Origin of the sequence: Metapseudomonas resinovorans, from assembly GCF_002003485.1 — a bacterium.
Classification (GTDB): domain Bacteria; phylum Pseudomonadota; class Gammaproteobacteria; order Pseudomonadales; family Pseudomonadaceae; genus Metapseudomonas; species Metapseudomonas resinovorans_D.
The window spans coordinates 63,926-85,084 of record NZ_BDMA01000017.1 but is presented as its reverse complement, the minus strand read 5'-3'; the positions used below and the strand labels follow the sequence as shown (position 1 = coordinate 85,084).

Sequence of the window (21,159 nt, the reverse complement as noted above, 5' to 3'; positions counted from 1 at the left end):
GCCTCCAAGCACACCCCTTCCCCAGAGGCTGTCCCGAAGATGTTGATCCTGCGCGGTGCTCCCGCCCTTTCCGCTTTTCGCCACGGCAAACTGCTCGAGCAACTGACCCAGAAGGTCCCCGCCGTCAGCGGACTCTATGCCGAGTTCACCCACTTCGCCGAAGTGATTGGCGTACTCAGCGGGGAGGAAGAGCAAGTCCTGGCTCGCCTGCTCAAGTACGGCCCGAGCGTCCCGGTTCAGGAGCCCAGCGGCCGCCTGTTCCTGGTAGTGCCGCGCTTCGGCACCATCTCGCCCTGGTCGAGCAAGGCCACCGACATTGCCCGTAACTGCGGCCTGGCCAAGATCGAACGTCTGGAACGCGCTATTGCCTACTACGTGGCAGGCGAGTTCAGCGACGCCGACGCGCAGCTCATCGCCAGCAGCCTGCACGACCGCATGACCCAGCTGGTGCTGGCCGGCGCGGAAGAGGCTTCCAGCCTGTTCAGCCATGCCCAGCCCAAGCCGCTGACTGCCGTGGATATCCTCGGTGGCGGCCGCGCCGCGCTGGAAAAGGCCAACGTCGAACTGGGCCTGGCCCTGGCCGAAGACGAAATCGATTACCTGGTGAAGAGCTTCAGCGACCTGGGCCGCAACCCCCACGACGTCGAATTGATGATGTTCGCCCAGGCGAACTCCGAGCATTGCCGCCACAAGATCTTCAACGCCAGCTGGGACATCGACGGCCAGGCGCAGGAGAAGAGCCTGTTCGGCATGATCAAGAACACCTACGAGATGCACCGTGAGGGCGTGCTGTCCGCGTACAAGGACAACGCTTCGGTGATCGTGGGTTCCACCGCCGGCCGTTTCTTCCCGGACCCGGCGACCCGTCAGTACGGTGCTACCCAGGAGCCCGTGCACATCCTGATGAAGGTGGAAACCCACAACCACCCGACCGCCATCGCCCCGTTCCCCGGCGCCTCCACCGGTTCCGGTGGTGAGATCCGCGACGAAGGCGCGACTGGCCGTGGCGCCAAGCCCAAGGCTGGCCTGACCGGTTTCACCGTTTCCAACCTGCAGATCCCCGGTTTCGAGCAGCCCTGGGAAAAGCCCTATGGCAAGCCCGAGCGCATTGTCACCCCGCTGGACATCATGATCGAAGGCCCGCTGGGCGGCGCCGCGTTCAACAACGAGTTCGGCCGTCCGGCCCTGACCGGCTACTTCCGTACCTTCGAGCAGGCCATCGACACCCCCCACGGTGAAGAAGTGCGCGGCTATCACAAGCCGATCATGCTCGCCGGCGGCATGGGCAACATCCGCGAAGAGCACGTGCAGAAGGGCGAGATTTCCATCGGCGCCAAGCTGATCGTCCTCGGCGGCCCGGCCATGCTCATCGGCCTGGGCGGCGGTGCCGCATCTTCCATGGCTACCGGCGCCAGCTCCGCCGACCTGGACTTCGCCTCCGTGCAGCGCGACAACCCGGAAATGGAACGTCGCTGCCAGGAAGTGATCGACCGTTGCTGGCAGATGGGTTCGGACAACCCCATCAAGTTCATCCACGACGTGGGTGCCGGCGGTATTTCCAATGCCCTGCCCGAACTGATCAACGACGGCGGCCGTGGCGGTCGCTTCGAACTGCGCGCCGTGCCCAACGACGAGCCGGGCATGAGCCCGCTGGAAATCTGGTGCAACGAATCCCAGGAGCGCTACGTGCTCTCCGTGGACGCCGCTGACTTCGAGCGCTTCAAGGCCATCTGCGAGCGCGAGCGCTGCCCGTTCGCCGTGGTTGGCGAGGCTATCGAAGAGCCTCACCTGACCGTAGCTGACAGCCACTTCGGCAACAATCCGGTAGACATGCCGCTCGAAGTCCTGCTCGGCAAGCCGCCGCGCATGCACCGTTCGGTCAGCCGCGAAGCCGAGCTGGGCGATGACTTCGCCGCCGCCGAACTGGACATCGACGAAGCCGTCAGCCGTGTCCTGCATCACCCGGCCGTGGCCAGCAAGAACTTCCTGATCACCATCGGCGACCGCACTATCACCGGCCTGGTTGCCCGCGACCAGATGGTCGGCCCGTGGCAGGTCCCGGTAGCCGATTGCGCCGTCACCGCCACCAGCTTCGACGTCTACACCGGCGAAGCCATGGCGATGGGCGAGCGCACTCCGCTGGCCCTGCTGAACGCCCCGGCCTCCGGCCGTATGGCCATTGGCGAAACCATCACCAACCTGGCTGCCTCGAAGATCGAGAAGCTGGGCGACATCAAGCTCTCCGCCAACTGGATGGCCGCCGCTGGCCACCCGGGTGAAGACGCCCGTCTGTACGACACCGTCAAGGCCGTCGGCATGGAACTGTGCCCGGCGCTGGGCATCACCATCCCGGTGGGCAAGGACTCCATGTCCATGAAGACCCGCTGGCAGGATGAGGGCGCGGACAAGTCCGTTACCTCGCCGCTGTCGCTGATCGTCACCGGCTTCGCGCCGGTCAGCGATGTGCGCCAGACCCTGACCCCGCAACTGCGCCTGGACAAGGGCGAAACCGACCTGATCCTCGTGGACCTCGGCCGCGGCCAGAACCGCATAGGCGCCTCCATCCTCGCTCAGGTCTACAGCAAGCTCGGCCAGCAGGTACCGGACGTCGACGACGCCGAAGATCTGAAAGCCTTCTTCGCCGTGATCCAGGGCCTGAATGCCGATGGCCACCTGCTGGCCTATCACGACCGTTCCGACGGTGGCTTGCTGGCCACCGTGCTGGAAATGGCCTTCGCCGGCCACTGTGGCCTGGACCTCTACCTCGACGCCCTGGCGGACAACCGTGAAGGTCTGGCGGCTGTGCTGTTTAACGAAGAACTGGGTGCGGTCATCCAGGTTCGCCAGGACGCCACGCCGGAAGTACTGGCCCAGTTCAGCGCCGCCGGCCTCGGAGATTGCGTTGCCGTCATCGGCCAGCCGTTCAACGGCGCCAACGTCGCCATCAGCTTCAACGGCGAAGCCGTGTTCGGCGGTGAGCGCCGTATGCTGCAGCGCCAGTGGTCCGAGACCAGCTATCGCATCCAGCGCCTGCGCGACAACGCCAACTGCGCCGACCAGGAATTCGACGCGCTGCTGGAAGAAGACACCCCCGGCCTGTCGGTCAAACTCAGCTTTGACGTCAACCAGGACATCTCCGCGCCCTACATCAGGAAGGGTGTGCGTCCGCAGGTGGCGATCCTCCGCGAGCAGGGCGTCAACGGCCAGGTGGAAATGGCCGCCGCCTTCGACCGCGCCGGCTTCGCTGCCATCGACGTGCACATGAGTGACATCCTCGCTGGCCGCGTCAGCCTGGAAGACTTCAAGGGCCTGGTGGCCTGCGGTGGCTTCTCCTACGGCGACGTACTCGGCGCCGGCGAGGGTTGGGCCAAGTCGATCCTGTTCAACACCCGTGCCCGCGACGGCTTCCAGTCGTTCTTCGAGCGCAAGGACAGCTTCGCCCTGGGCGTGTGCAACGGTTGCCAGATGATGTCCAACCTGCACGAGCTGATCCCCGGCACCGAGTTCTGGCCGCACTTCGTGCGCAACCGCTCGGAGCAGTTCGAAGCGCGTGTGGCCATGGTCCAGGTGCAGGAGTCGTCCTCGATCTTCCTGCGTGGCATGGCGGGTTCGCGCATGCCGATCGCCATCGCCCACGGCGAAGGTCATGCCGAGTTCGAGAGCGAAGAGGCGCTGCTGGAAGCCGACCTGTCCGGTTGCGTGTCCATGCGCTTCGTCGACACCCACGGCAAGGTCACCGAGACCTACCCGGCCAACCCGAACGGGTCGCCCCGTGGCATCACCGGCCTCACCAGCCGCGACGGCCGCGTGACCATCATGATGCCGCACCCGGAGCGCGTATTCCGGGCCGTGCAGAACTCCTGGCGCCCGGACGAGTGGCAGGAAGACGGCGGTTGGATGCGCATGTTCCGCAACGCCCGCGTCTGGGTGGACTAAGAGCAGGCCGAAGGCCATCTGATGACCCTCTCCCTCTGGGAGAGGGTGCCCGAAGGGCGGGAGAGGGTGGTTCCAGCCAACTCGGGATATCCAAAGCCGCAGGCCATCTGATGACCCTCTCCCTTCAGGGAGAGGGTGCCCGAAGGGCGGGAGAGGGCTTTAACCGGCCGCTCCGGCCTGGTCCAGAAGGGCGAGAGAGGGCCTTTTTTGGCCCACTCGGACATCGACAGCGAAAGGCGGGAGAAGGCACTCTTCTCCCGCCTTTTTCATTCGAACTTGAGAAACCACGTTCCTGGAACGTGGTCATGTGGCCTGTTACGGTTCAAGTGACCAGGATGGCGATGGAGCCGAGTGGGTAGGGTGCGCCGTGCGCACCGGCTGCCGGGCTAGCCCAGACGCATCGATCACTGGTGCGCATGGCGCACCCTACGGTGGAGCCAGTGCAGGACCCTACCTCCGACACAGAGGTCGACCTTGCCTCCTTCCAGGGGGCCAAAAGCAAGTCCAGGTCTGCGAACGTGGATGTTTACTCAGGGCCCGCCATGCCGGAAATCCCGCTCCCCGAAGTCCGCCTCCTCCTGCCGGGCGACAGCTGCCTGCTCTGCCGTTGCGGCCGCTCCGCGCAACTGCCCGATTGCCCCGCCGGCTGCGCCGAGGGCCTGCTCCTGACCGCACGACGCGAACAACGCCTGCTGCTTTGCCGCTGCGGCCAGTCCATGCGCCTGCCTTATTGCGACGGCAGCCACAGCCCGCCGACGGTCGGTTTGGCGCAACGCTGGCAGCGCTTCTGGAATGGTGAGTAGGGTGTCGCATTTATTGCGATGCGCGCTGTCGGCAGGCAGAACGCTTCAGCGCGTCATGAGTCCAAATCTCGGTATGTGAACGGCGCCTCGGCAATGGATGGAATCAAAGTGCCACCATTCGCGGCATCGTTACCGGGCATGATCCAGCCATCCGACTCATGCGGAGAATCTGATGTACAAGCTGTGCTTCTACGTTCCGGAGAGCCATCTGGAACCTGTGAAAAAGTCCATCTTCGCCGCAGGCGGCGGGCGCATTGGCGCCTATGACAGCTGTTGCTGGCAAGCGCTCGGCCAGGGACAGTTCCGTCCGCTGGAGGGGAGCAACCCCTATCTGGGCCAGTCCGGCACCGTCGAGCATGTGGCCGAATGGAAAGTGGAGATGGTGGTGGCCGATGAGCTCATCCATGAGGCGGTCAAGGCACTGAAGAAGGCCCATCCCTACGAAACTCCCGCATTCGAAGTCTGGCGACTGTCCGACCTGGTTTTCTGATCAGCGAAACGCCGACCTGAAGGCCCCTGGCGTGCCGCCAACCGTCGCGCGGAAGCGATTGCTGAAGTGGCTGGCGCTGGCGAAGCCGCAGGCCAGGGCGATCTCTCCCAAAGGCAGTTCGGTCTCGCGCAGTAGCTTGCGCGCCCGCTCCAGGCGGCGCGCCAGCACGTACTGGTGAGGGGGCATACCGAAGCTCTCGCGGAACATCCGCGCGAAGTGATACTCCGACAGCGCCGAGAAGGTCGCCAGCTCGCCCAGGCTGATGGGCTCGGCCAGGCGGGTCTCGATGTAGTCCACCAGGCGCTTGCGCAAGGCCGGCGCCAATCCCCCCTTCAAGCGCAATCCTTCACGCATTCCCACCTGGGTCAGCAGACTGTGATGGATCATCTCGTGCGCCAGGCTAGTGGCACGCAGGCGCTCGCTGGGTTCGTCCCAATCGAGGCGGATCAACTGGTGGAAGTTCTGCGCCTGCAGCGGGTCATCAAGGAAGGTGCGTTCTCGCAGCTGTAGTTCGCGGGGCTCACGGTCCAGCAGCGTCACAGCTGCCTGGGCGAAATGCTCCGCGCTGAAGTACAGATGCGCCAGGCGGATCTCGCCGTTGATCACCCATGAAGATTCATGCCCGGCCGGCAGGATGCACAGTTTGCCCGGGGCGCCCTTGGTATCCGGGCGCTCGCGGCGGTAGGTGCCGGTGCCGCCCTCAAGGTAGCAGGACAGGGTGTGGAACTTCGGCCCCTGGTAATCCCGCGCATCGTGGTGATTGTTCCAGAGTGCCGCGCCCAGGCCGTCGCCAAGCTCCGCGCAATGCTCCAGGCGAGCATTGGGCGAACTGCTGAGGGACTGAAAGACCTGATTCTCTTCGAGTAGCGACATGGACGAAGCGGCCGGTATGCGAATGGGGTTCATCCTAGCGCGCGCGTAAACCGACGGGCAGGTCTCCGACGAGATAAGCGCAAGTTTGTGCAAGCCGGAAGCAGGTGGCGGACGGAGACTGGTTCCATCAAAACCGGAGTCGCTGCGATGAACCTGTCCCTGTACCTGCTCACCGTCCTGATCTGGGGCACCACCTGGATCGCCATCAAGCTGCAGATGGGCAGCGTCGCCATTCCAGCCTCCATCGCCTACCGCTTCGCCCTGGCCGCCGCCATACTCTTCGCCCTGTTGCTGATCAGCCGGCGCCTGCAGAAGCTCGATGGCCGCGCGCAGATGATTTGCCTGGCCCAGGGCTTGTGCCTGTTCTGCGTCAACTTCATGTGCTTCTACACCGCCAGTCAGTGGATACCCAGCGGCTTGATCGCCGTGGTGTTCTCCACCGCCACCCTGTGGAACGCCCTCAACGCGCGGATCTTCTTCGGCCAGCGCATCGCCTCCAACGTCCTCGGTGGCGGCGGCCTTGGCCTGCTGGGGTTGGGCCTGCTGTTCTGGCCGGAGCTGTCGCACCACAGCGCCAGCCGTGAAACCTTCATCGGGCTGGGGTTGGCCCTGCTCGGAACCCTGTGCTTCTCCGCCGGCAACATGCTCTCCAGCCTGCAACAGAAGGCCGGCCTCAAACCGCTGACCACCAATGCCTGGGGCATGCTCTACGGTGCGCTGATGCTGGCCGCCTGGTGCCTGGCCAGCGGTACGCCCTTCGGCATGGAGTGGAACACGCGCTACATCGGCTCGTTGCTCTACCTGGCGATTCCCGGCTCGGTGATCGGCTTCACCGCCTACCTGACCCTCGTGGGACGCATGGGCCCGGAACGTGCCGCCTACTGCACTGTGCTGTTCCCAGTGGTGGCGCTGAACATCTCGGCCTTCGTCGAAGGCTACCAGTGGACCTTGCCGGCGCTGTTCGGCCTGGGCCTGGTGATGGCCGGCAACGTACTGGTGTTCCGCAAGCCCAGGCCGTCCACGCCTGCCGCTGCGGCGTCGGGGCGTGCATGAGCGCCGGGCGAGTGGTGCGCAGCTGCGAGTTCACTGCGGAGAGGGCGTGGGGCGCGTTGGGTATCGCCAACATGGACGGCACCACGGTGCGCTTGCACTGGACCGACCAGCCCTACGTCTGGCACGTCAACGACGGCCCGGAAGTCTTCGTGGTACTCGATGGCGAGGTGGAGATGCGTTATCGCGAGGAGGGCGAGGAACGACGGGTGTTGCTGCGGACCGGGGATATCTTCTTCGCCGAGGCGGGCTGCGAACATGTCGCCCATCCCGTCGGTGCCGCCCGCGTCCTGGTCATCGAGCGGGAAGGGAGCATCTAGTCGCTCCCGGTCTTCTTCACCCCGCGCATGTTCATGGCCGCGAGGCAGAACTGCAGCACGATCAGTGCATAGGCGTGGGCGTACAACCCCCAGGCGACCCATAACGCATTGCTTGCGCTGAACACCCAGAAACCGGCATTGCGCCTTGAGTCCAGATTGGAACCGATCAGCCAGGCGGCCAGTACGGTCACCAGCATCGCCGGCCATTGCAGCAGGTTCAGGTAGTCCATCGCCAACTCCTCGCACACCTTCTGCTTAGTGGTGAACGATGGGCGACGGTTCCATCGATCAGCCGTTGAGCGGATGGCTCAGGTAAAGGGCGACTTCTTCGGCCGCCACTTCTGTCGGGTCATAGAGCATGGTGTTCAGTCCGCAGAAGGTGAAGCCGGCGCGTTGGTAGAAGCCGATGGCAGGGTGATTGCTCGTCTGGGTTTCCAGCCACAGGCAGCGCATCGCCTGGCTGCGGGCATAGGCCATTGCCCCTTCCAGCAGCGCTCGGCCGATGCCCTGGCCCTGGTGCGCAGGCGCAACGAACAGCGCGCTCAGTTCGGCGCTGCGATTCCACGGCACCAGGCGCACGCAGGCGAAACCAGCGAGGCTGCCGTCGCGGGCTTCTGCCGCAAGGGCGAAATCGGCATCGGCCACATCATCAGGAAACCCGGCGGCGTCATAGGCCTTGTGGAAGGGCTCGGCGAGTTTTTCCTCGACCAGCCGCATGGCCAGGCCATCGGCCTCGATGCGCCAGATGTGAGAGGTGATGTAGGAAGCGTCGAAAGCGGCGAGCCGATCGCTATCAGCCGGCACGCGCAAGGGGCGGTAGTTCATGGTGGACATCCTTGTTGGCCATCAGCGGACTTTCGTGAATACCCGCTCCGACAGCAGCAATGCGGCCATCACCGGATAGCAGAGGTAATGGACCAGGAACAGCAGGACGCCCATGGGGCTGGGCGTGTCCTGCAGCGTCATCATCGCCAGCAGTCCTAGGTATAGCAGTCCGAGCAGGCCGCCGTAGGTGAACACGATGCGCCAGCGCTCACCGGGTTCGGGGACGCGGCGCTGGATGAGGCGGAACGCGAGCGCCAGCAGGGCGGCAGTGGCGGCAGCGATCAGCAGCGTGGCGAAGATGCCGCCGACTTTCACGAAGCTGCGAAACAACAGGTTCAGGACGATGGCCAGGGCCACGCCGCCGACGGCGTAGCGCATGGGTAGGGACATGGTGGTTCCTCGGGACCAAGGTGGGGATAACTCTAGCTGATCGGACATGAACGTAGATCGCGTTGGGCCGCGCTGTGCTCGGCGCCAACCTACGGGGGCGTCACAACTCCACGCCTAGCCCGAAGCGTTTCTTCAGCACTCGGTCCAGCAACGATCTCGGCACCCAGCGCGCCAGCAGCGGCAGGGCGCGGCTGCCATTGCCGATGCGCACCAGCGTCGGGCGCGGATTGCGTTGTACGGCAGCGAGCAGGGTGCGGGCGAAGTCCGCAGCCGAGGTGGGCTTGTCCTGGGAGGCACGGGCGCGGGCGCGGATGCCTTCACGTACCGGCCACCAGGGCGAATCTTCGGCGATCAGGGCTTCCGCTTCACGAGTGGCGCTGGCGCCGAAGCTGGATGCGATGGCACCAGGCTGCACCTCCATCAGCTCGATGCCGAAGGGCGACAGTTCCAGGCGCAGGGCTTCGGAAAGCGCGTGCACCGCGGCCTTGGACGCGCAGTAGGCTCCGGCGAAGGGGGTGACCAGCACGCCCGATACGCTGCCGATATTCACCACCAGGCCGCGGCGTTTGCGCAGCAGCGGGAAGCAGGCGCGGGTTAAATCCACCAGGGCGAAGACGTTGGTGTCGAACTGCTTGCGCAAGGCATCGACGCCGCCGTCCAGCAGCGGCCCCATGGCGCCGAAACCTGCGTTGTTCACCAGTACATCGAGGCCGCCTTCCTCCTGTTCCAGTCGCTCGGCGAGGGCCGCTACGGCGGACTGGTCGTTCACGTCCAGCTCGACGGCGATGAAGCCGGCGGCTTCCAGCGCGGCCAGGTCCTGCGGCTTTCGGGCAGTGGCCCAGACGGTGTAGCCGCTGGCCTTGAAGGCGTCGGCCAGGGCGCGGCCGATGCCGCTGGAGCAACCGGTGATGAGGGCGGTGGGGGAGGGCATTTCGAGTCCTTTGCTGAGGGCATCCGGTTTTCCCCTCTCCCCAGCCCTCTCCCTGAAGGGAGAGGGAGCCGTCCGTGCCACCGTCGAGGTTTGCTCGGATTGCTTGTCTCCCCTCTCCCGCTTGCGGGAGAGGGGCCGGGGGAGAGGGGGCTCTTGGTTCAGTCGACGAATTTGCCACGCAGATTGGCGGCGCGAAACTCCAGGGATTGTGCGCGATAACCCTGGCGAATGGGCGGCAGGGCCAGGCAGTCCTGCCACTCGGCTCCGGGCTGCAGTTCGGAAGGGCCGAGGTAGCGCGGATGGTCGTAGCTGGGTTGGGCGAGGTTGATGGTGTCGCCGGGGCGGAAAGCCTGGACCTGCCAGGCGAAATCGCGCAGTACGGCCTTGCCGCCGTTATGGACCCGGATCGCCAGAGGGCGGTCGGCGGGGCAGCTCTGCGGGGTGTAGGTGAGCTGGATATCGAGGCGGGCGAAGCGGCGTTCCGCGCCACGTTCTTCCCAGAGCACCCAAACGGCGATCAGCGCAACGCCGAGCACGGCCGCCAGGGACAGCGACAGGGCCTTGGCCGGGTAACGCACCAGCAGGATCAGCCAGGTGAGAAAGAGAACAGCGCCAATGAGCATGGAAGGACCTCCTTGAGGCCTTCCATGCTAGCAAGAGTGCCCATGGCCGCCGAGGGCGACGTAGGCGCGAGCTTGCTGGCGAAAGGTTGCCCCTTCGCCAGCAAGCTGGCTCCCACCGGTCAGCGGGCGATGCTGTGCACGGTCGCGGACTGCGGGGCGCGGCCGTAGACGTCGTCCAGACGCTCGATGTCGTCCTCGCCCAGGTAGCTGCCGGACTGTACCTCGATGATTTCCAGCGGGATCTTGCCGGGGTTGGCCAGACGGTGCACCGAGGCGATCGGGATGTAGGTGGACTGGTTTTCGGTCAGCAGGAACACCTTGTCGTCGCAGGTCACCTGGGCAGTGCCAGAGACCACGATCCAGTGCTCGGCGCGGTGGTGGTGCATCTGCAGCGAAAGCTGCGCGCCGGGCTTCACGGTGATGTGCTTGACCTGGAAGCGGCCGCCCATGTCCACCGAGTCGTACGAGCCCCAGGGACGGTACACGGCGCAATGGTTCTGGGTTTCGCTGCGGCCGTCGGCGTCGAGCTTGTTGACCAGCTTCTTCACGTCCTGCACGCGGTCCTTGTGGGCAATCATCATGGCGTCCTTGGTCTCGACCACCACCACGTCGTCCAGGCCGATCACCGAGACCAGCTTGCCGTTGCCATGCACCAGGCAGTTGTGGCTGTCCTGCACCACCACGTCGCCCTTGGTGACGTTGCCGTCCTTGTCCTTCTCGTGCACTTCCCAGATGGAGCTCCAGCTACCCACGTCGTTCCAGCCGGCGGAAAGCGGTACGACGCAGGCGCGGGCGGTCTTTTCCATTACCGCGTAGTCGATGGAGTTGTCCGGGCAGCAGGCGAAGGTGGCCGAGTCGATGCTCACCGCGATGCCGTCGCGCTTGCTGCGCTCAAGAGCCAGCAGGCAGGTGTCGTAGATGTCCACGTCGTGTTGCTTGAGCTCTTCCAGGAAGCGGCTGGCGCGGAACAGGAACATGCCGCTGTTCCAGAAGTAGTCGCCGGATTCCACGTACTCGCGGGCCTTGGCTTCGTTCGGCTTCTCGACGAACTGCGCCACGCGGCTGATGCCTTCCGGCAGGGCGCTGTCGACCTGGCTGCGGATGTAGCCGTAACCGGTTTCCGGACGCTCGGCGGGGACGCCGAAGAGCACCATCTCGCCTTTTTCGGCGGCGCTGCTGGCCAGCGCCAGGGCTTGCTGGAAGGCCTCCTGATCGCGCAGCACATGGTCGGCGGGGAGCACCAGCATCAGCTCGTCGCGGCCTTCGGCGACCAGTTGCATGGCGGCGATGGCCACGGCCGGCGCAGTGTTGCGGCCGAAGGGTTCCAGCAGCATGGACTGGGGTTGCAGGCCGATGGCCTCGAGCTGCTCCTGGACGATGAAACGGTGATCCTGGTTGGCCACCAGAACGGCCGGCTGCATGCCCTCGAAGCAGAGGCGCTGCAGGGTCTGTTGGAACAGGGTCTGGTCGCCGGCGAGGGCGAGGAACTGCTTGGGATACTGTTTGCGCGAAAGAGGCCAGAGGCGAGAGCCGCTACCGCCAGAGAGGATCACGGGAATCATGGGTGTTTCTCCTAACTCAGTCATGGGTTGTAGGCGCTGCTTCCACAAATCACATTTCTTTCTTTTCCCACCCTCTGCGGGGCGGGTAGGTACCGGCGGGGTTCAGCCCACGCCGGTTATTTCTGCTGTACCGCTCAGGATTCCGCCGGGCGCTTGATCCACACCGGGGAGAGCTTGCCGCCGTTGCCGGTGATGTAGAGGCACACCACTTCGCCGCGCTGCAGGGAGACGGGCTTGAGGTCGCTGACCTTCTTGTCGCCGTCGAACAGGGCGAGGCCGACTTTCACCGGGTTGATCTCGCGCTCGCCGCGACCTTGCGGGGCCACGTCGGCGACGACCGGGGTCTTGCCGTCGGCGGTCTTCAGGGTGAGCTTGGCGTCGGACAGGTTCTGCACGCGCAGCAAGGCTTTCTGCTTGTTGCGGAAAGGCGGTTCTTCCACCAGCTGCGGGCCCTTGCCGGTCTGGTTGACCAGGGTGTAGTAGCGGTCGGCCTCGAGTTTCACCGAGAGGTTGCTGCTGCCGACCTGGGCGCTGTAGTTGCCGGCCGGGAGGAACTTGAAGTCGCTGGAGCCGAGCGGCGGTACGTCAGTCAGCGCGGTGTTGCCGACATTGACGCTGAGCTCATTGCTGGCGGCGTTGTAGGCGCGGACGAAGGCGGACCCCTTGGGAGCCTTTGGCCCGTACAGGCCACCCTCGTCGGCCTGAGCGTGCAGGGCACCGATGCCGAGTGCCAGGGCGCAGGCATAAGACGTCCAGCTGCGGTTGTTCTGTCGATTCATGAGGTGTACCTCCATCTTCTCTCTTGATCGGGCCGCGTACGGCCCGGATTTCCCCTCGAAAGGGGGATTCAGTTGCCCGAGCGCGAAGCCAGGCGTTCGTCGGAACCCGCACCCTTGCGCAGGCTGGCGACCCATTCGGGATCGAACTCGGACAGGTCGCTCAGCATCGGCAGGTAGCGTTCCGGGAACTCCCAGATCACCAGCTGCGGCGGGGCATCCTTCAGCTCGTCGCTCCTGAGGTACTTGAGCATCGGCAGGATCGGCCCATTGCCGTCCTCGGCGTGGTTCACCAGGTCGCGTTGCAGGGACTGGCGCAGGGCACCGGCGAAGTTCCAGCGGTCGTTGGCGCTGTAGCTGGTGCCGACCAGCACCACGGGCACGTCGTTCTCGGCAAACAGGGCGTCATCGCCAGCGGCTTCTTCGCCTTCGCTGCGGGTGGCGCGCTTCTGCAACTGGTCCGGGGCCGGCATCAGGTTTTCGAACAGCGGGTCCAGCGGCAGGAAGCGGGTCAGGTCGCCCTTGTAGTCCTCATTCCCCACCACCTCGGTGACGTACTGCTGCGGCGTGCCGCGCAGGTCGATGGTCTTGCCTACGACCTGGCCCAGGCGACCGGCCACGACTTCGGCGCCCAGCGGGCTCCAGTGGGTGTCGGTGCGCAGGAAGACCTGGCCCTGGTTCTTCGCTTCCTCGAGGGTGGCGAGCAGGTCCGGGGCGATGATCCCGGCCTTGCGCGCGACGCCGCGGAAGCGCTGGTAGAGGTCCTGGCGCAAGGCGGTGGGCGTGGCTTCGCCGACATGCTCCGGGTAGAGCCGCGACTTGGACGGAACTATCGCCAGCACCAGTTCCACGTTGCGCCGCGCCAGTTCGTCACGCACGCCCCCGATCAGCGCCAGGTTGTCGCGCACGTGGCGGGCGCCGTCGGCCACCGGGTCGAATTCCTCGTCCGAGTAGAGCCAGCCGTCCTGGCCGATGACCACGCCCTGACGGCCTTCGCCGAACAGCTTGTAGTCCATCAGGGCCCAGAGGTTGGTGCCCAGTTGCTTGACCGGGAATTCCTCGTCGTAGCGTTTCTCGAAGGCCAGGGCCAGCTTGCCGTCCAGCACGCTGGTTTCCTTGGCCACGGAGAAGCCGAGGATCGAGCGCATGGACCACAGGCTCAGCGCCAGCAGCAGGCCGCAGAAGAGCACGATGTAGAGCAGGTTCAGGGTTCTGTTCATGGTCGGTTCCACTCAGAACTGGAAGTACAGGAAGGGGGAGAAGCTCTGCGCCGAGAGCTTCAGCACCGAGGCGGCGAACAGCAGGAGCACCGCGGCGTGGAAGGCCAGGGCGCCGATCTGTACGCGGGCGCGGGGCAGGGCGGCGCTGCCATCGGCGTTGATGGCGATGCCGTCTTCTTCACGAGCCTTGGCCTTCGGTGCGCCAGCCAGCGGCTGGGCGTAGAACTGGCGGATACCGCAGATGACCAGCACCACGTAGGCCAGCAGCAGGGTGGCGATCTGCAGGCTGGTGAGCTGGGCGCGGTTGAGCTCGGAAAGCTGCCAGTCACCGAAGCTGAACATGGCGGCGTACATGCGCCAGGCAACGTCCAGGTTTTCGGCACGGAAGATCACCCAGCCGATTACCACCAGCAGGAAGGTGAAGACCCATTTCAGCGGGTTGATCGCTCGTGGCGCGGCGTTCACGCCCAGGGCGCGTTCGATGGCCAGCCAGGCACCGTGCCAGGCGCCCCAGATGATGTAGGTGAAGTTGGCGCCGTGCCACAGGCCACCCAGCAACATGGTGAGGAACAGGTTGCGGTAGGTCTGGAAGGTGGTGCCACGGTTACCGCCCAGGCTGATGTACAGGTAGTCGCGCAGCCAGGTGGAGAGGCTGATGTGCCAGCGCCGCCAGAACTCGGTGATGGACTGGCTGATGTAGGGCTGGTTGAAGTTCTCCATGAAGCGGAAGCCCATCATCAGGCCGAGGCCGATGGCCATGTCGCTGTAGCCGGAGAAGTCGAAGTACAGCTGCGCGGTGTAGGCCAGCGCACCGAGCCAGGCGTCGCCCGTGGTGGGATCGGAGAGGGCGAAGCAGTGGTCGGCGATGGGCGCGATGCTGTCGGCGATGAAGACCTTCTTGATGAAGCCCTGCATGAAGCGCGTGCAGCCCTCGGCGAACTTGTCCACCGTGTGGGTACGGTGATTGAACTGGTCCACCAGGTCCTTGAAGCGCAGCACCGGGCCGGCGATCAGGTGCGGGAAGATCGCCACGAAGGCCGCGAAGTCCACCAGGTTGCGCGTGGCCGGGGTGTCGCCGCGGTACACGTCGATGATGTAGCTGATGGATTCGAAGACGTAGAACGAGATCCCGATCGGCAGCAGGATGTGCGTGAGCACGAAGGGCTCCATGCCGAAGGACGAGATGATCGCGTTGAGGCTGTCGACGCCGAAGTTGGCGTACTTGAAGTAGCCGAGGACGCAAAGGTCCACCACTACACCAAGGAGCAGCCATTTCTGTGCCGTTTTCGTGCGCACTCCAGCCGCACCGATGCGCAGGCCGATCCAGTAGTTGAAGACCGTCACGGCGGCGAACAGCGCCAGGAAGTCGATGCGCCACCAGGCGTAGAAGATGTAGCTGGCGACCAGCAACAGCAGGTTTCGATAGCGTGTCCCGACCAGGTAGTACAAGCCGAGGAAGATCGGCAGGAACAGGAACAGGAACACGTTGGAAGAAAAGACCATCCGAGTCTCTCCATTAAACGTTTGATATCAGTCCCGCCTGCGAGGGCGGGGGCGTTTTGCTCCCCTCTCCCTTTGGGAGAGGGGCCGGGGCGGGCCGCGTTCGGATGAGGGATGTTGAGCTCCACGCGGAGCCGTCCACCCTCACCCCAACCCTCTCCCAGGGGGAGAGGGGGCTGTCCGAGCGTGGGTTTAGCTTCCACCCTCCTTCTTCGGATGGAACACCTGGGTCACATCCCCGCCGAGGCGGAAGGTCTTGTAGGGGCCCATCTCGTCCTTCCATGCGAGGGTCTTGGCCGAGCACGAATAGAGAGAGCACCAGGGCTCGAGCCAGGAGAACTTGTCGTGCTTCTTCAGCTCGCTCATGTCCTGGTCGTCACCGGTCTTCTCATCGAAGGCGTCCTGGTCATCCACACCGGCGATCACGTTCTCGCCGAGGCGGCGCAGGGCACTGTCGTTCGCTTCGCGCAGGTCCACGTCGTTGGCCTGGGCGAACGCCGCGATCATCGCCAGCGGCGGCAGGCTGTAGTTGTGGTAGGCGAGGGCGCGTTGCTTGCGCTTGAGTTCGTTGGGCAGGAAGCCATCCTGGTCCACCTGGCCGGCTGCCACGCGGTATTGCGCCACCGACCAGTCGAAGAGGTCCTCGCGGTTGGTCGCCACAGCAGTGGCCATCACCGACCAGGCGGCCCAGTAGGAGTGGTTGTTGATCTGCTTCAGCGGCAGGTCGCTCCAGTCGTGGACGACCTGGTCGGCCAGGCGCGAGAACCAGGATTCGATCACCTGGGTCTGGGCGCGGTAGGGCGCCAGCGGCTGCGATTCGGAGAACTTCAGGCGCAGGTAGGCCGAGGCCATGCTGCCCAGTGCCCATTTGCGCATCGACTTGCCGGTGTGGTTGTACTGCGGGCTCAGCAGCGCATTGGCCTGGGCCCAGCTGCCCAGCCATTGCAGGGAACATTCGAGCTGGGTGCGCTGACCCTTGCGCATGTACTCCATGACCATCTTGCTGACGCCGCGCTCCATCTCGGTGATGTCGGCGGTCTTCTCGCGAAAGGCCTTTTCCGCGTTCGGGTTGAGGGTGGCGCGGGCCTTGTCGGAGCCCTCGTACTTGCTGCGGAATTCCAGCTTGGCGGTGTAGGGCGCGGGAGGCGCCTTGCAGGTTCCGGCGGACTTGGCGTCGATATCCACAGGGGCGTAGTAGCCCCTGGGCGGCACCAGGTCTGCGGCGTGGCCCTGTGCGGCGAGCAGGATGCCTGCGAGCAGCGGAGCGATCAGCCAGGGTCGGGTAGTCATGGGTACCTCCTTCCTCACTCGGCCTTGGCCGTGAGGTTGTTCCCGCCATTGCCGGGACGTGCGCAGACGCTGACCTCGACACTGAGGTCCTGGGGCATCTGCTCGGGGCTGTGGATTTCCAGGGCGAGCATGTTCAGGTCGGCCCAGCCGGGCTCGTTGCGCAGCTCGAAGGCGTAGTGACCACCGGTATCGATGCGGTCGCTCTGTTCCAGCTTGAAGTTCTCGCGGCGGCCGTTGAGGTACCAGATGGTGGTCTTGAGGTCGTGAATGGACGGATCGCTGAGGCGCAGGTCCACCTGGTAATCGCCGCCGCGCAGGTCACGCAGTGGCGCGTCCTTGCCATTGACCAGCACCTCGTTGGCGCCAGGCTTGAGCTTGACCTTGTTCTTCAGCACCGCCGGCCGGCCTTCGCAGCCGTTGTTCACCATGGGCACGGCCTGGCGGTAGAAGCTCGCTTCGGCCATGTCGTAGTGGGTGGCGAATTCCCAGACCAGGACCTTGGGCGGGTTCTGATGGAATTCCGGGCTGCTCATGTACTGCATCAGGGCGCTTTCGAAACCGCCGCCACTGACCGCCATGTTGAGCACTTCGGCACCGGTGTGCTGCTGCAGGAAACCGGCGAAGTTGTAGGCCGGACCGCTGTTACTGGTGCCTACCAGGGTCACCTTGGGGTTGGATTCGTCGCCGAACAGGCTGTCGCCGCCATCGCCCGCCGCCTCGGTTTCGTAGCGGTCGACGTACTGGGTGGCATAGCCGTTGCCGCAGAACTGGGCGGCAGTCTTGTGCAGGGTACCGGCCTTGGGCAGCAGGCCCACCACCTTGCTCTGGTAGTCCTTCTTCGGAATGTCGCTGAAGCCGGGAATCTGGTTCAGCGTCTCGGCGACAAGCTTGGCGGTGCGGTCGGCGCCGGCCGGTGTCCAGTGGTGGTCGGCCTTGAAGTAGTAGTCGGTGCCGACGCCCTTCTCATCGAAGAGTGGCGACAGGTCGGTGACCCAGATGCCGGCCTTGCGGAAATGGTCGACGGCAGCCAGGTAGTTCTTCTTCGCCAGCTCGTAGTTGAAGTGGGCCTTCTCTTCGGGCGTGAGCTTCTCGCGGTTCACCAGGCCCCGGGTGGGCTGGTAGACCACCATCAGCTCGACCCCCTTGGCCTTGAGCGCATCGCGCAGGCGCTTCAGCTGGCTCCAGCCGAAGGGCGTGGTACCGAAATCGGTACGCAGGTCGTATTGGGTCCGGAACAGCCAGTCGCCCTGACCCTGCACCAGGGTGGTGAAGAAGCTCAGGTACTTGGTGTTGTAGTTGGCCGGATTCTGCGCCGCGGCGCAGAGTGGCCCCGTGCGCTGCACGCTGAACTCGGGCGCGGCGTGCGCACCCTGGGCGGATGCCAGCAGCGCGGCTGCCAGGGCCGAAGGGGTGAACCATTTGCGGGAAATTCTGGGCATGATCGGGTACCTCAATCCTGGAGTTCGGCCTGGGTTTCGACGGGGTCGATCAGCACGGCTTGCTTGCGGCGCACCATCAGGTCGAGGATTTCGTCCTGCTTTTCGCCGAGGATGCCGGCGAAGCTGATACCGGTGGACTTGCTCGGGGCGAGCAGTTCGACGCGGTACAACTCGACCGACAAGGGCGAATCGATGGACAGGGGGCTGGAGCCGTTGCCTGCGAGCTTTCCGCCGACCAGGATCAGCGAGACCTTGGTGTCGAAGGGGTCGAGCTTGATGTTGCGGTCGGTGTTGGAGAGGTCCTTGATGTGGCCATACACGCCAGTCAGGCCGTTGGCCGCGGAGAGGTTCTCGTACAGGCGGATGTTCACGCTGTTGCGCACGCGGATGCCGTGGCGCTGGTTGCTGAGGATCTTGTTGCCCCAGAGCAGGTTGTTGGAGCTTTCGTAGATGGTGATGCCGTCGGAGTGGTTCTGGTACACCTCGTTCCAGGCCACGAGATTGTTCACCGAGTTACGGTCGATCACGATGCCGGAGAGCTTGTTGTCGTAGCTCTTGTTATTGATGATCCAGCTGTCGTCCACCTCACGGGAAATGATGATGCCGTGCTTCTTCTTGGTCCCGAAGACGGTGTTGTGGGCGATGATCAGACCGTTCGAGCGGTCGTGCGGGTCGATGCCGTAGACGATGTTGTCGCGGTAGGTATTGCCCTTGATGACCACGTTCTCCGCTTCGAAGCAGTAGAAGCCGTACCAGTGGTCGACGAACTCGGAATCCAGCAGCCAGCCGGTGGGCGCAGGGCGTTTCAGGCTCTTGGCCTGGCCGGGCGTGTACTGGGTGATGGAGACGCCGTAGGACTTGGAGTTGTTGTAGCCGAGGCTGGTGACCTTGCTACCGACGATGTACAGCTCGCTGCCACCCCAGGACACCAGGAACGGACGGAACTCCTCGGGCTTCTGGAACCAGGCCGGGGACTTGTTCTTTTCGTTCCAGGCGGTGAGCTGGGTGCCGGTGATGAACAGCTTGCCGTCGTTGACCAGGAACGCGCCGCGCTCCTGGGACAGGCGGAATTCCCGGGTCTCCTTGCCGATCTGCAGGCTCGCACCCTGGGCCACCACGATCGGCAGGCGGGCGAGGTACACGCCGGGCTCGGTTTCGCTGAACTGGCTGTCGGGCAGCGCCTTGGCCAGGTCCGCCGGGGTCACGTAGCCACCTTCGACGAAGATCGCCTGGGGCATGCTCTGCTGGCGTTTCACCCACTCGCGCAGGCGCTCGTCACCGCCAATGAAGTCCTTCAGCGAGTCCTGCTGGAGCATGCGCCTGACTGCCACCTTGCCGCGGGTGGTGCGATCGATCTTCGCGTCCACTGCGGCGGCGGTGTAGCCGGACAGGTCTGGCGCCTTGGGGGTTTCCAGATGCAGTTGCTCCGCCGGCGCAGTGGACACCGTGTAGTTCTTGATCGGCTTCAGTTCCTGGGTCAGCTCTGCGCCCTGGACCCAGGGCGCGGCGAACTGCAGGGCACCGAGCACGACGCCGCCTGCCAGCAGCGTGGTTCCCATGCCACGTTTCATGACTGTTCCTCCCTTGCGCCGGATGTCCATCAGAAGCGCCAGATGAAGTCGACGAAGGCGCGATGCATGAGCGAGTCGGTGCCACTGGCATAGGCATCGCCTGGCTTGAAGACGCCGCCACGGAAGCGCACGAGGGCAGAGCGCTCGTCCAGGTGCTCGGCCATCGAGGCCGGCAGGAGGCCCTGCTTGAAGTAGCGGGTGACCACCAGGTCCATCTCCTGGCCGATGTCTTTCTCGCCGTCTTCCAGGGGCGCGATGATTCCGCTCTGGCCCACGTCCTGGTTGTCGTCCACGCGCCAGAAACGGTGGTAGACGACGCTCGCGTCGTAGTCCTCGCCCATCTGCCAGGAGGTGAAGGCAGTGGCCACCTGGAGGTTGCTCAGCTCGCCCCGGAAGGCTTCGCCGAAGCGGTGCATGCGCGCCTCGGTGCCGGTGAAGTTGGAGCGGTTGCTCTCCAGGCCGGTCTGGCGGAACTGCTCGGAGCTGTCGTCGTCGCCGCCGCCGCTGCCACGGGCGTAGGCGCCGCCGACTTTCCATTGGTCATCGATGTTCCAGCGCAGGCCGAGGTCCACTGCCCAGGCGTCGACATCGACATTGCGGCTGCCGTTGGCGATGGTCTGGTTGCCGACGGTCGACTGCTGCAGTTCGTCCACGTCGCCGGTCAGCCAGGTGGCCTGCGCCCAGTAGTTCAGCGGCAGTGTGGAGCGGCGGTCGAAGAAGCCACCGTCGGCTTCCAGACCCAACCAGGTCAGGTCGCCGGTAGTGCGCTTGTCGAGTTCATCCACCTCCTCGCCAACGTTGGGCAGGTCACCGTTGTCGCGACTGTGGTGCAGCTTGGCGCCGACCCAGTGACCTGGTTGCCACTGGGTGGAAATGTCGCCGAAGAAGTGCTGGCGGTCCTCGTCTTCCGGCGCCAGTTCGTCGATGTCGGTGCGGTAGTCGCTGAAGCGCTCGGCGACGCCGGCGTGGGCGCGCAGCAGGGTGGTGTCGAAGCTCCAGCGCAGGGCTTCGATGTTGGTATCCCACCAGGTGCCTTCTTCACTGCGTACACGCTGGCGACCGAAGCGCAAGTGCTCGCCGGGGTAGGCGGTGAGGCCGCCGTAATCGACCCAGAACTCGCGCATGGCGAGGTAGCTCTTGTCCGGTTCGCGCCCGTTGTTGCTCTGGGCGGCATCGGCTTCGATGTCGTTGGATTCCAGGGTGTCGGTTTCGACGATATCGGTGGCGGTGACCGCCTGGCCCATGGCGAAGGCGCTCCATTCGCCGCGCTCGCCGTAGACCCAGGGACGCAGGTCGAGACCGATGCCGTTTACGTCACCGCCGTCGCGGGTGCCGAGGTCGCGATCGTCTTCGGATTGGGCGGTGATCTTCACGTCCAGTCCGAAGTTCTTGTCGTGGGTCTCTGCGGCGTGGGCGATGCTTGCGGCCAGCAGGGACAGACCAAGGCCAGCCTTGATCCAGGGATTCTTGTTCATGCGTTTCTCATCTCTCTTGTTCCGCGGGCCGTACTTCGCTGTTGGGCTTCGCTGCGCTCTGCCCAACCTACCGGGAGCTGCGGAG

The 21,159-nt window shown here is 64.8% G+C and carries 19 protein-coding genes; 5 read left to right on the top strand and 14 right to left on the bottom strand.

Annotation, left to right across the window (positions count from 1 at the left end):
* The first annotated feature begins 39 nt into the window (after positions 1-39).
* From purL to MnOB_RS04895, 3 genes are all read left to right on the top strand, one after another.
* Positions 40-3,936, top strand: coding sequence for a phosphoribosylformylglycinamidine synthase (purL, locus tag MnOB_RS04905; protein WP_077522595.1), 3,897 nt, complete (start codon positions 40-42; stop codon positions 3,934-3,936).
* Between the two features lie 542 nt (positions 3,937-4,478).
* A complete protein-coding gene (locus MnOB_RS04900) occupies positions 4,479-4,739 on the top strand; it encodes a CDGSH iron-sulfur domain-containing protein (protein ID WP_077522593.1) in 261 nt (86 codons plus the stop codon).
* A 172-nt stretch (positions 4,740-4,911) separates the two neighbouring features.
* On the top strand, positions 4,912-5,229 hold the full coding sequence (locus MnOB_RS04895) for a YqfO family protein (protein WP_077522591.1): 318 nt from the start codon (positions 4,912-4,914) through the stop codon (positions 5,227-5,229).
* On the opposite strand, the gene MnOB_RS04890 is transcribed toward MnOB_RS04895, so the two are convergent.
* Positions 5,230-6,102 (bottom strand): helix-turn-helix domain-containing protein, encoded by an 873-nt coding sequence (locus MnOB_RS04890; RefSeq protein WP_077522589.1) that lies wholly within the window; start codon positions 6,100-6,102, stop codon positions 5,230-5,232. It lies immediately after the preceding gene.
* A gap of 147 nt (positions 6,103-6,249) precedes the next feature.
* Here MnOB_RS04890 and MnOB_RS04885 point away from each other — a divergent pair, with 147 nt between their 5' ends.
* Together MnOB_RS04885 and MnOB_RS04880 are read left to right on the top strand one after the other, a co-directional pair.
* Positions 6,250-7,155 carry a DMT family transporter gene (locus MnOB_RS04885; protein ID WP_077522587.1) on the top strand — a complete coding sequence of 302 codons (906 nt, stop codon included), beginning with the start codon at positions 6,250-6,252 and terminating at the stop codon, positions 7,153-7,155.
* On the top strand, positions 7,152-7,472 hold the full coding sequence (locus MnOB_RS04880) for a cupin domain-containing protein (protein WP_077522585.1): 321 nt from the start codon (positions 7,152-7,154) through the stop codon (positions 7,470-7,472). The genes MnOB_RS04885 and MnOB_RS04880 overlap by 4 nt, the downstream gene beginning before the upstream one ends.
* Here the strand turns inward: MnOB_RS04880 and MnOB_RS04875 are convergent.
* The 13 genes from MnOB_RS04875 to MnOB_RS04815 all read right to left on the bottom strand — a co-directional run bounded on the left by MnOB_RS04875 (position 7,469) and on the right by MnOB_RS04815 (position 21,074).
* A complete protein-coding gene (locus MnOB_RS04875) occupies positions 7,469-7,702 on the bottom strand; it encodes a hypothetical protein (RefSeq protein WP_077522583.1) in 234 nt (77 codons plus the stop codon). The genes MnOB_RS04880 and MnOB_RS04875 overlap by 4 nt on opposite strands.
* Before the next feature lie 58 nt (positions 7,703-7,760).
* Entirely contained in the window at positions 7,761-8,297 is a 537-nt protein-coding gene (locus MnOB_RS04870) for a GNAT family N-acetyltransferase (protein ID WP_158713769.1), read from the bottom strand.
* A gap of 21 nt (positions 8,298-8,318) precedes the next feature.
* Positions 8,319-8,687: a hypothetical protein gene (locus MnOB_RS04865; protein ID WP_077522579.1), complete on the bottom strand. Its 369-nt coding sequence runs from the start codon at positions 8,685-8,687 to the stop codon at positions 8,319-8,321.
* A 100-nt stretch (positions 8,688-8,787) separates the two neighbouring features.
* Positions 8,788-9,618, bottom strand: a complete 831-nt coding sequence (locus MnOB_RS04860; protein ID WP_077522577.1) for an SDR family oxidoreductase — start codon at positions 9,616-9,618, stop codon at positions 8,788-8,790.
* A gap of 158 nt (positions 9,619-9,776) precedes the next feature.
* Positions 9,777-10,241, bottom strand: a complete 465-nt coding sequence (locus MnOB_RS04855; protein ID WP_077522575.1) for a multidrug transporter — start codon at positions 10,239-10,241, stop codon at positions 9,777-9,779.
* A 119-nt stretch (positions 10,242-10,360) separates the two neighbouring features.
* A complete protein-coding gene (locus tag MnOB_RS04850; protein WP_077522573.1) occupies positions 10,361-11,803 on the bottom strand; it encodes a mannose-1-phosphate guanylyltransferase/mannose-6-phosphate isomerase in 1,443 nt (480 codons plus the stop codon).
* A gap of 134 nt (positions 11,804-11,937) precedes the next feature.
* Positions 11,938-12,582: an alginate O-acetyltransferase AlgF gene (locus MnOB_RS04845; protein WP_077522571.1), complete on the bottom strand. Its 645-nt coding sequence runs from the start codon at positions 12,580-12,582 to the stop codon at positions 11,938-11,940.
* 68 nt (positions 12,583-12,650) lie between these two features.
* On the bottom strand, positions 12,651-13,799 hold the full coding sequence (locus MnOB_RS04840; protein WP_077522569.1) for an alginate O-acetyltransferase: 1,149 nt from the start codon (positions 13,797-13,799) through the stop codon (positions 12,651-12,653).
* A gap of 12 nt (positions 13,800-13,811) precedes the next feature.
* Positions 13,812-15,302 carry an MBOAT family O-acyltransferase gene (locus MnOB_RS04835; protein ID WP_077522567.1) on the bottom strand — a complete coding sequence of 497 codons (1,491 nt, stop codon included), beginning with the start codon at positions 15,300-15,302 and terminating at the stop codon, positions 13,812-13,814.
* A gap of 189 nt (positions 15,303-15,491) precedes the next feature.
* Positions 15,492-16,589, bottom strand: coding sequence for a mannuronate-specific alginate lyase (locus MnOB_RS04830; protein ID WP_077522565.1), 1,098 nt, complete (start codon positions 16,587-16,589; stop codon positions 15,492-15,494).
* Between the two features lie 14 nt (positions 16,590-16,603).
* The gene (locus MnOB_RS04825) at positions 16,604-18,028 is read right to left on the bottom strand and encodes an alginate O-acetyltransferase (protein WP_077522563.1); all 1,425 of its coding nucleotides are present in this window, start codon (positions 18,026-18,028) and stop codon (positions 16,604-16,606) included.
* An 11-nt stretch (positions 18,029-18,039) separates the two neighbouring features.
* A complete protein-coding gene (gene algG / locus MnOB_RS04820) occupies positions 18,040-19,599 on the bottom strand; it encodes a mannuronan 5-epimerase AlgG (protein WP_107504028.1) in 1,560 nt (519 codons plus the stop codon).
* A gap of 29 nt (positions 19,600-19,628) precedes the next feature.
* Positions 19,629-21,074, bottom strand: a complete 1,446-nt coding sequence (locus MnOB_RS04815; RefSeq protein ID WP_077522561.1) for an alginate export family protein — start codon at positions 21,072-21,074, stop codon at positions 19,629-19,631.
* Between the last annotated feature and the right edge of the window lie 85 nt (positions 21,075-21,159).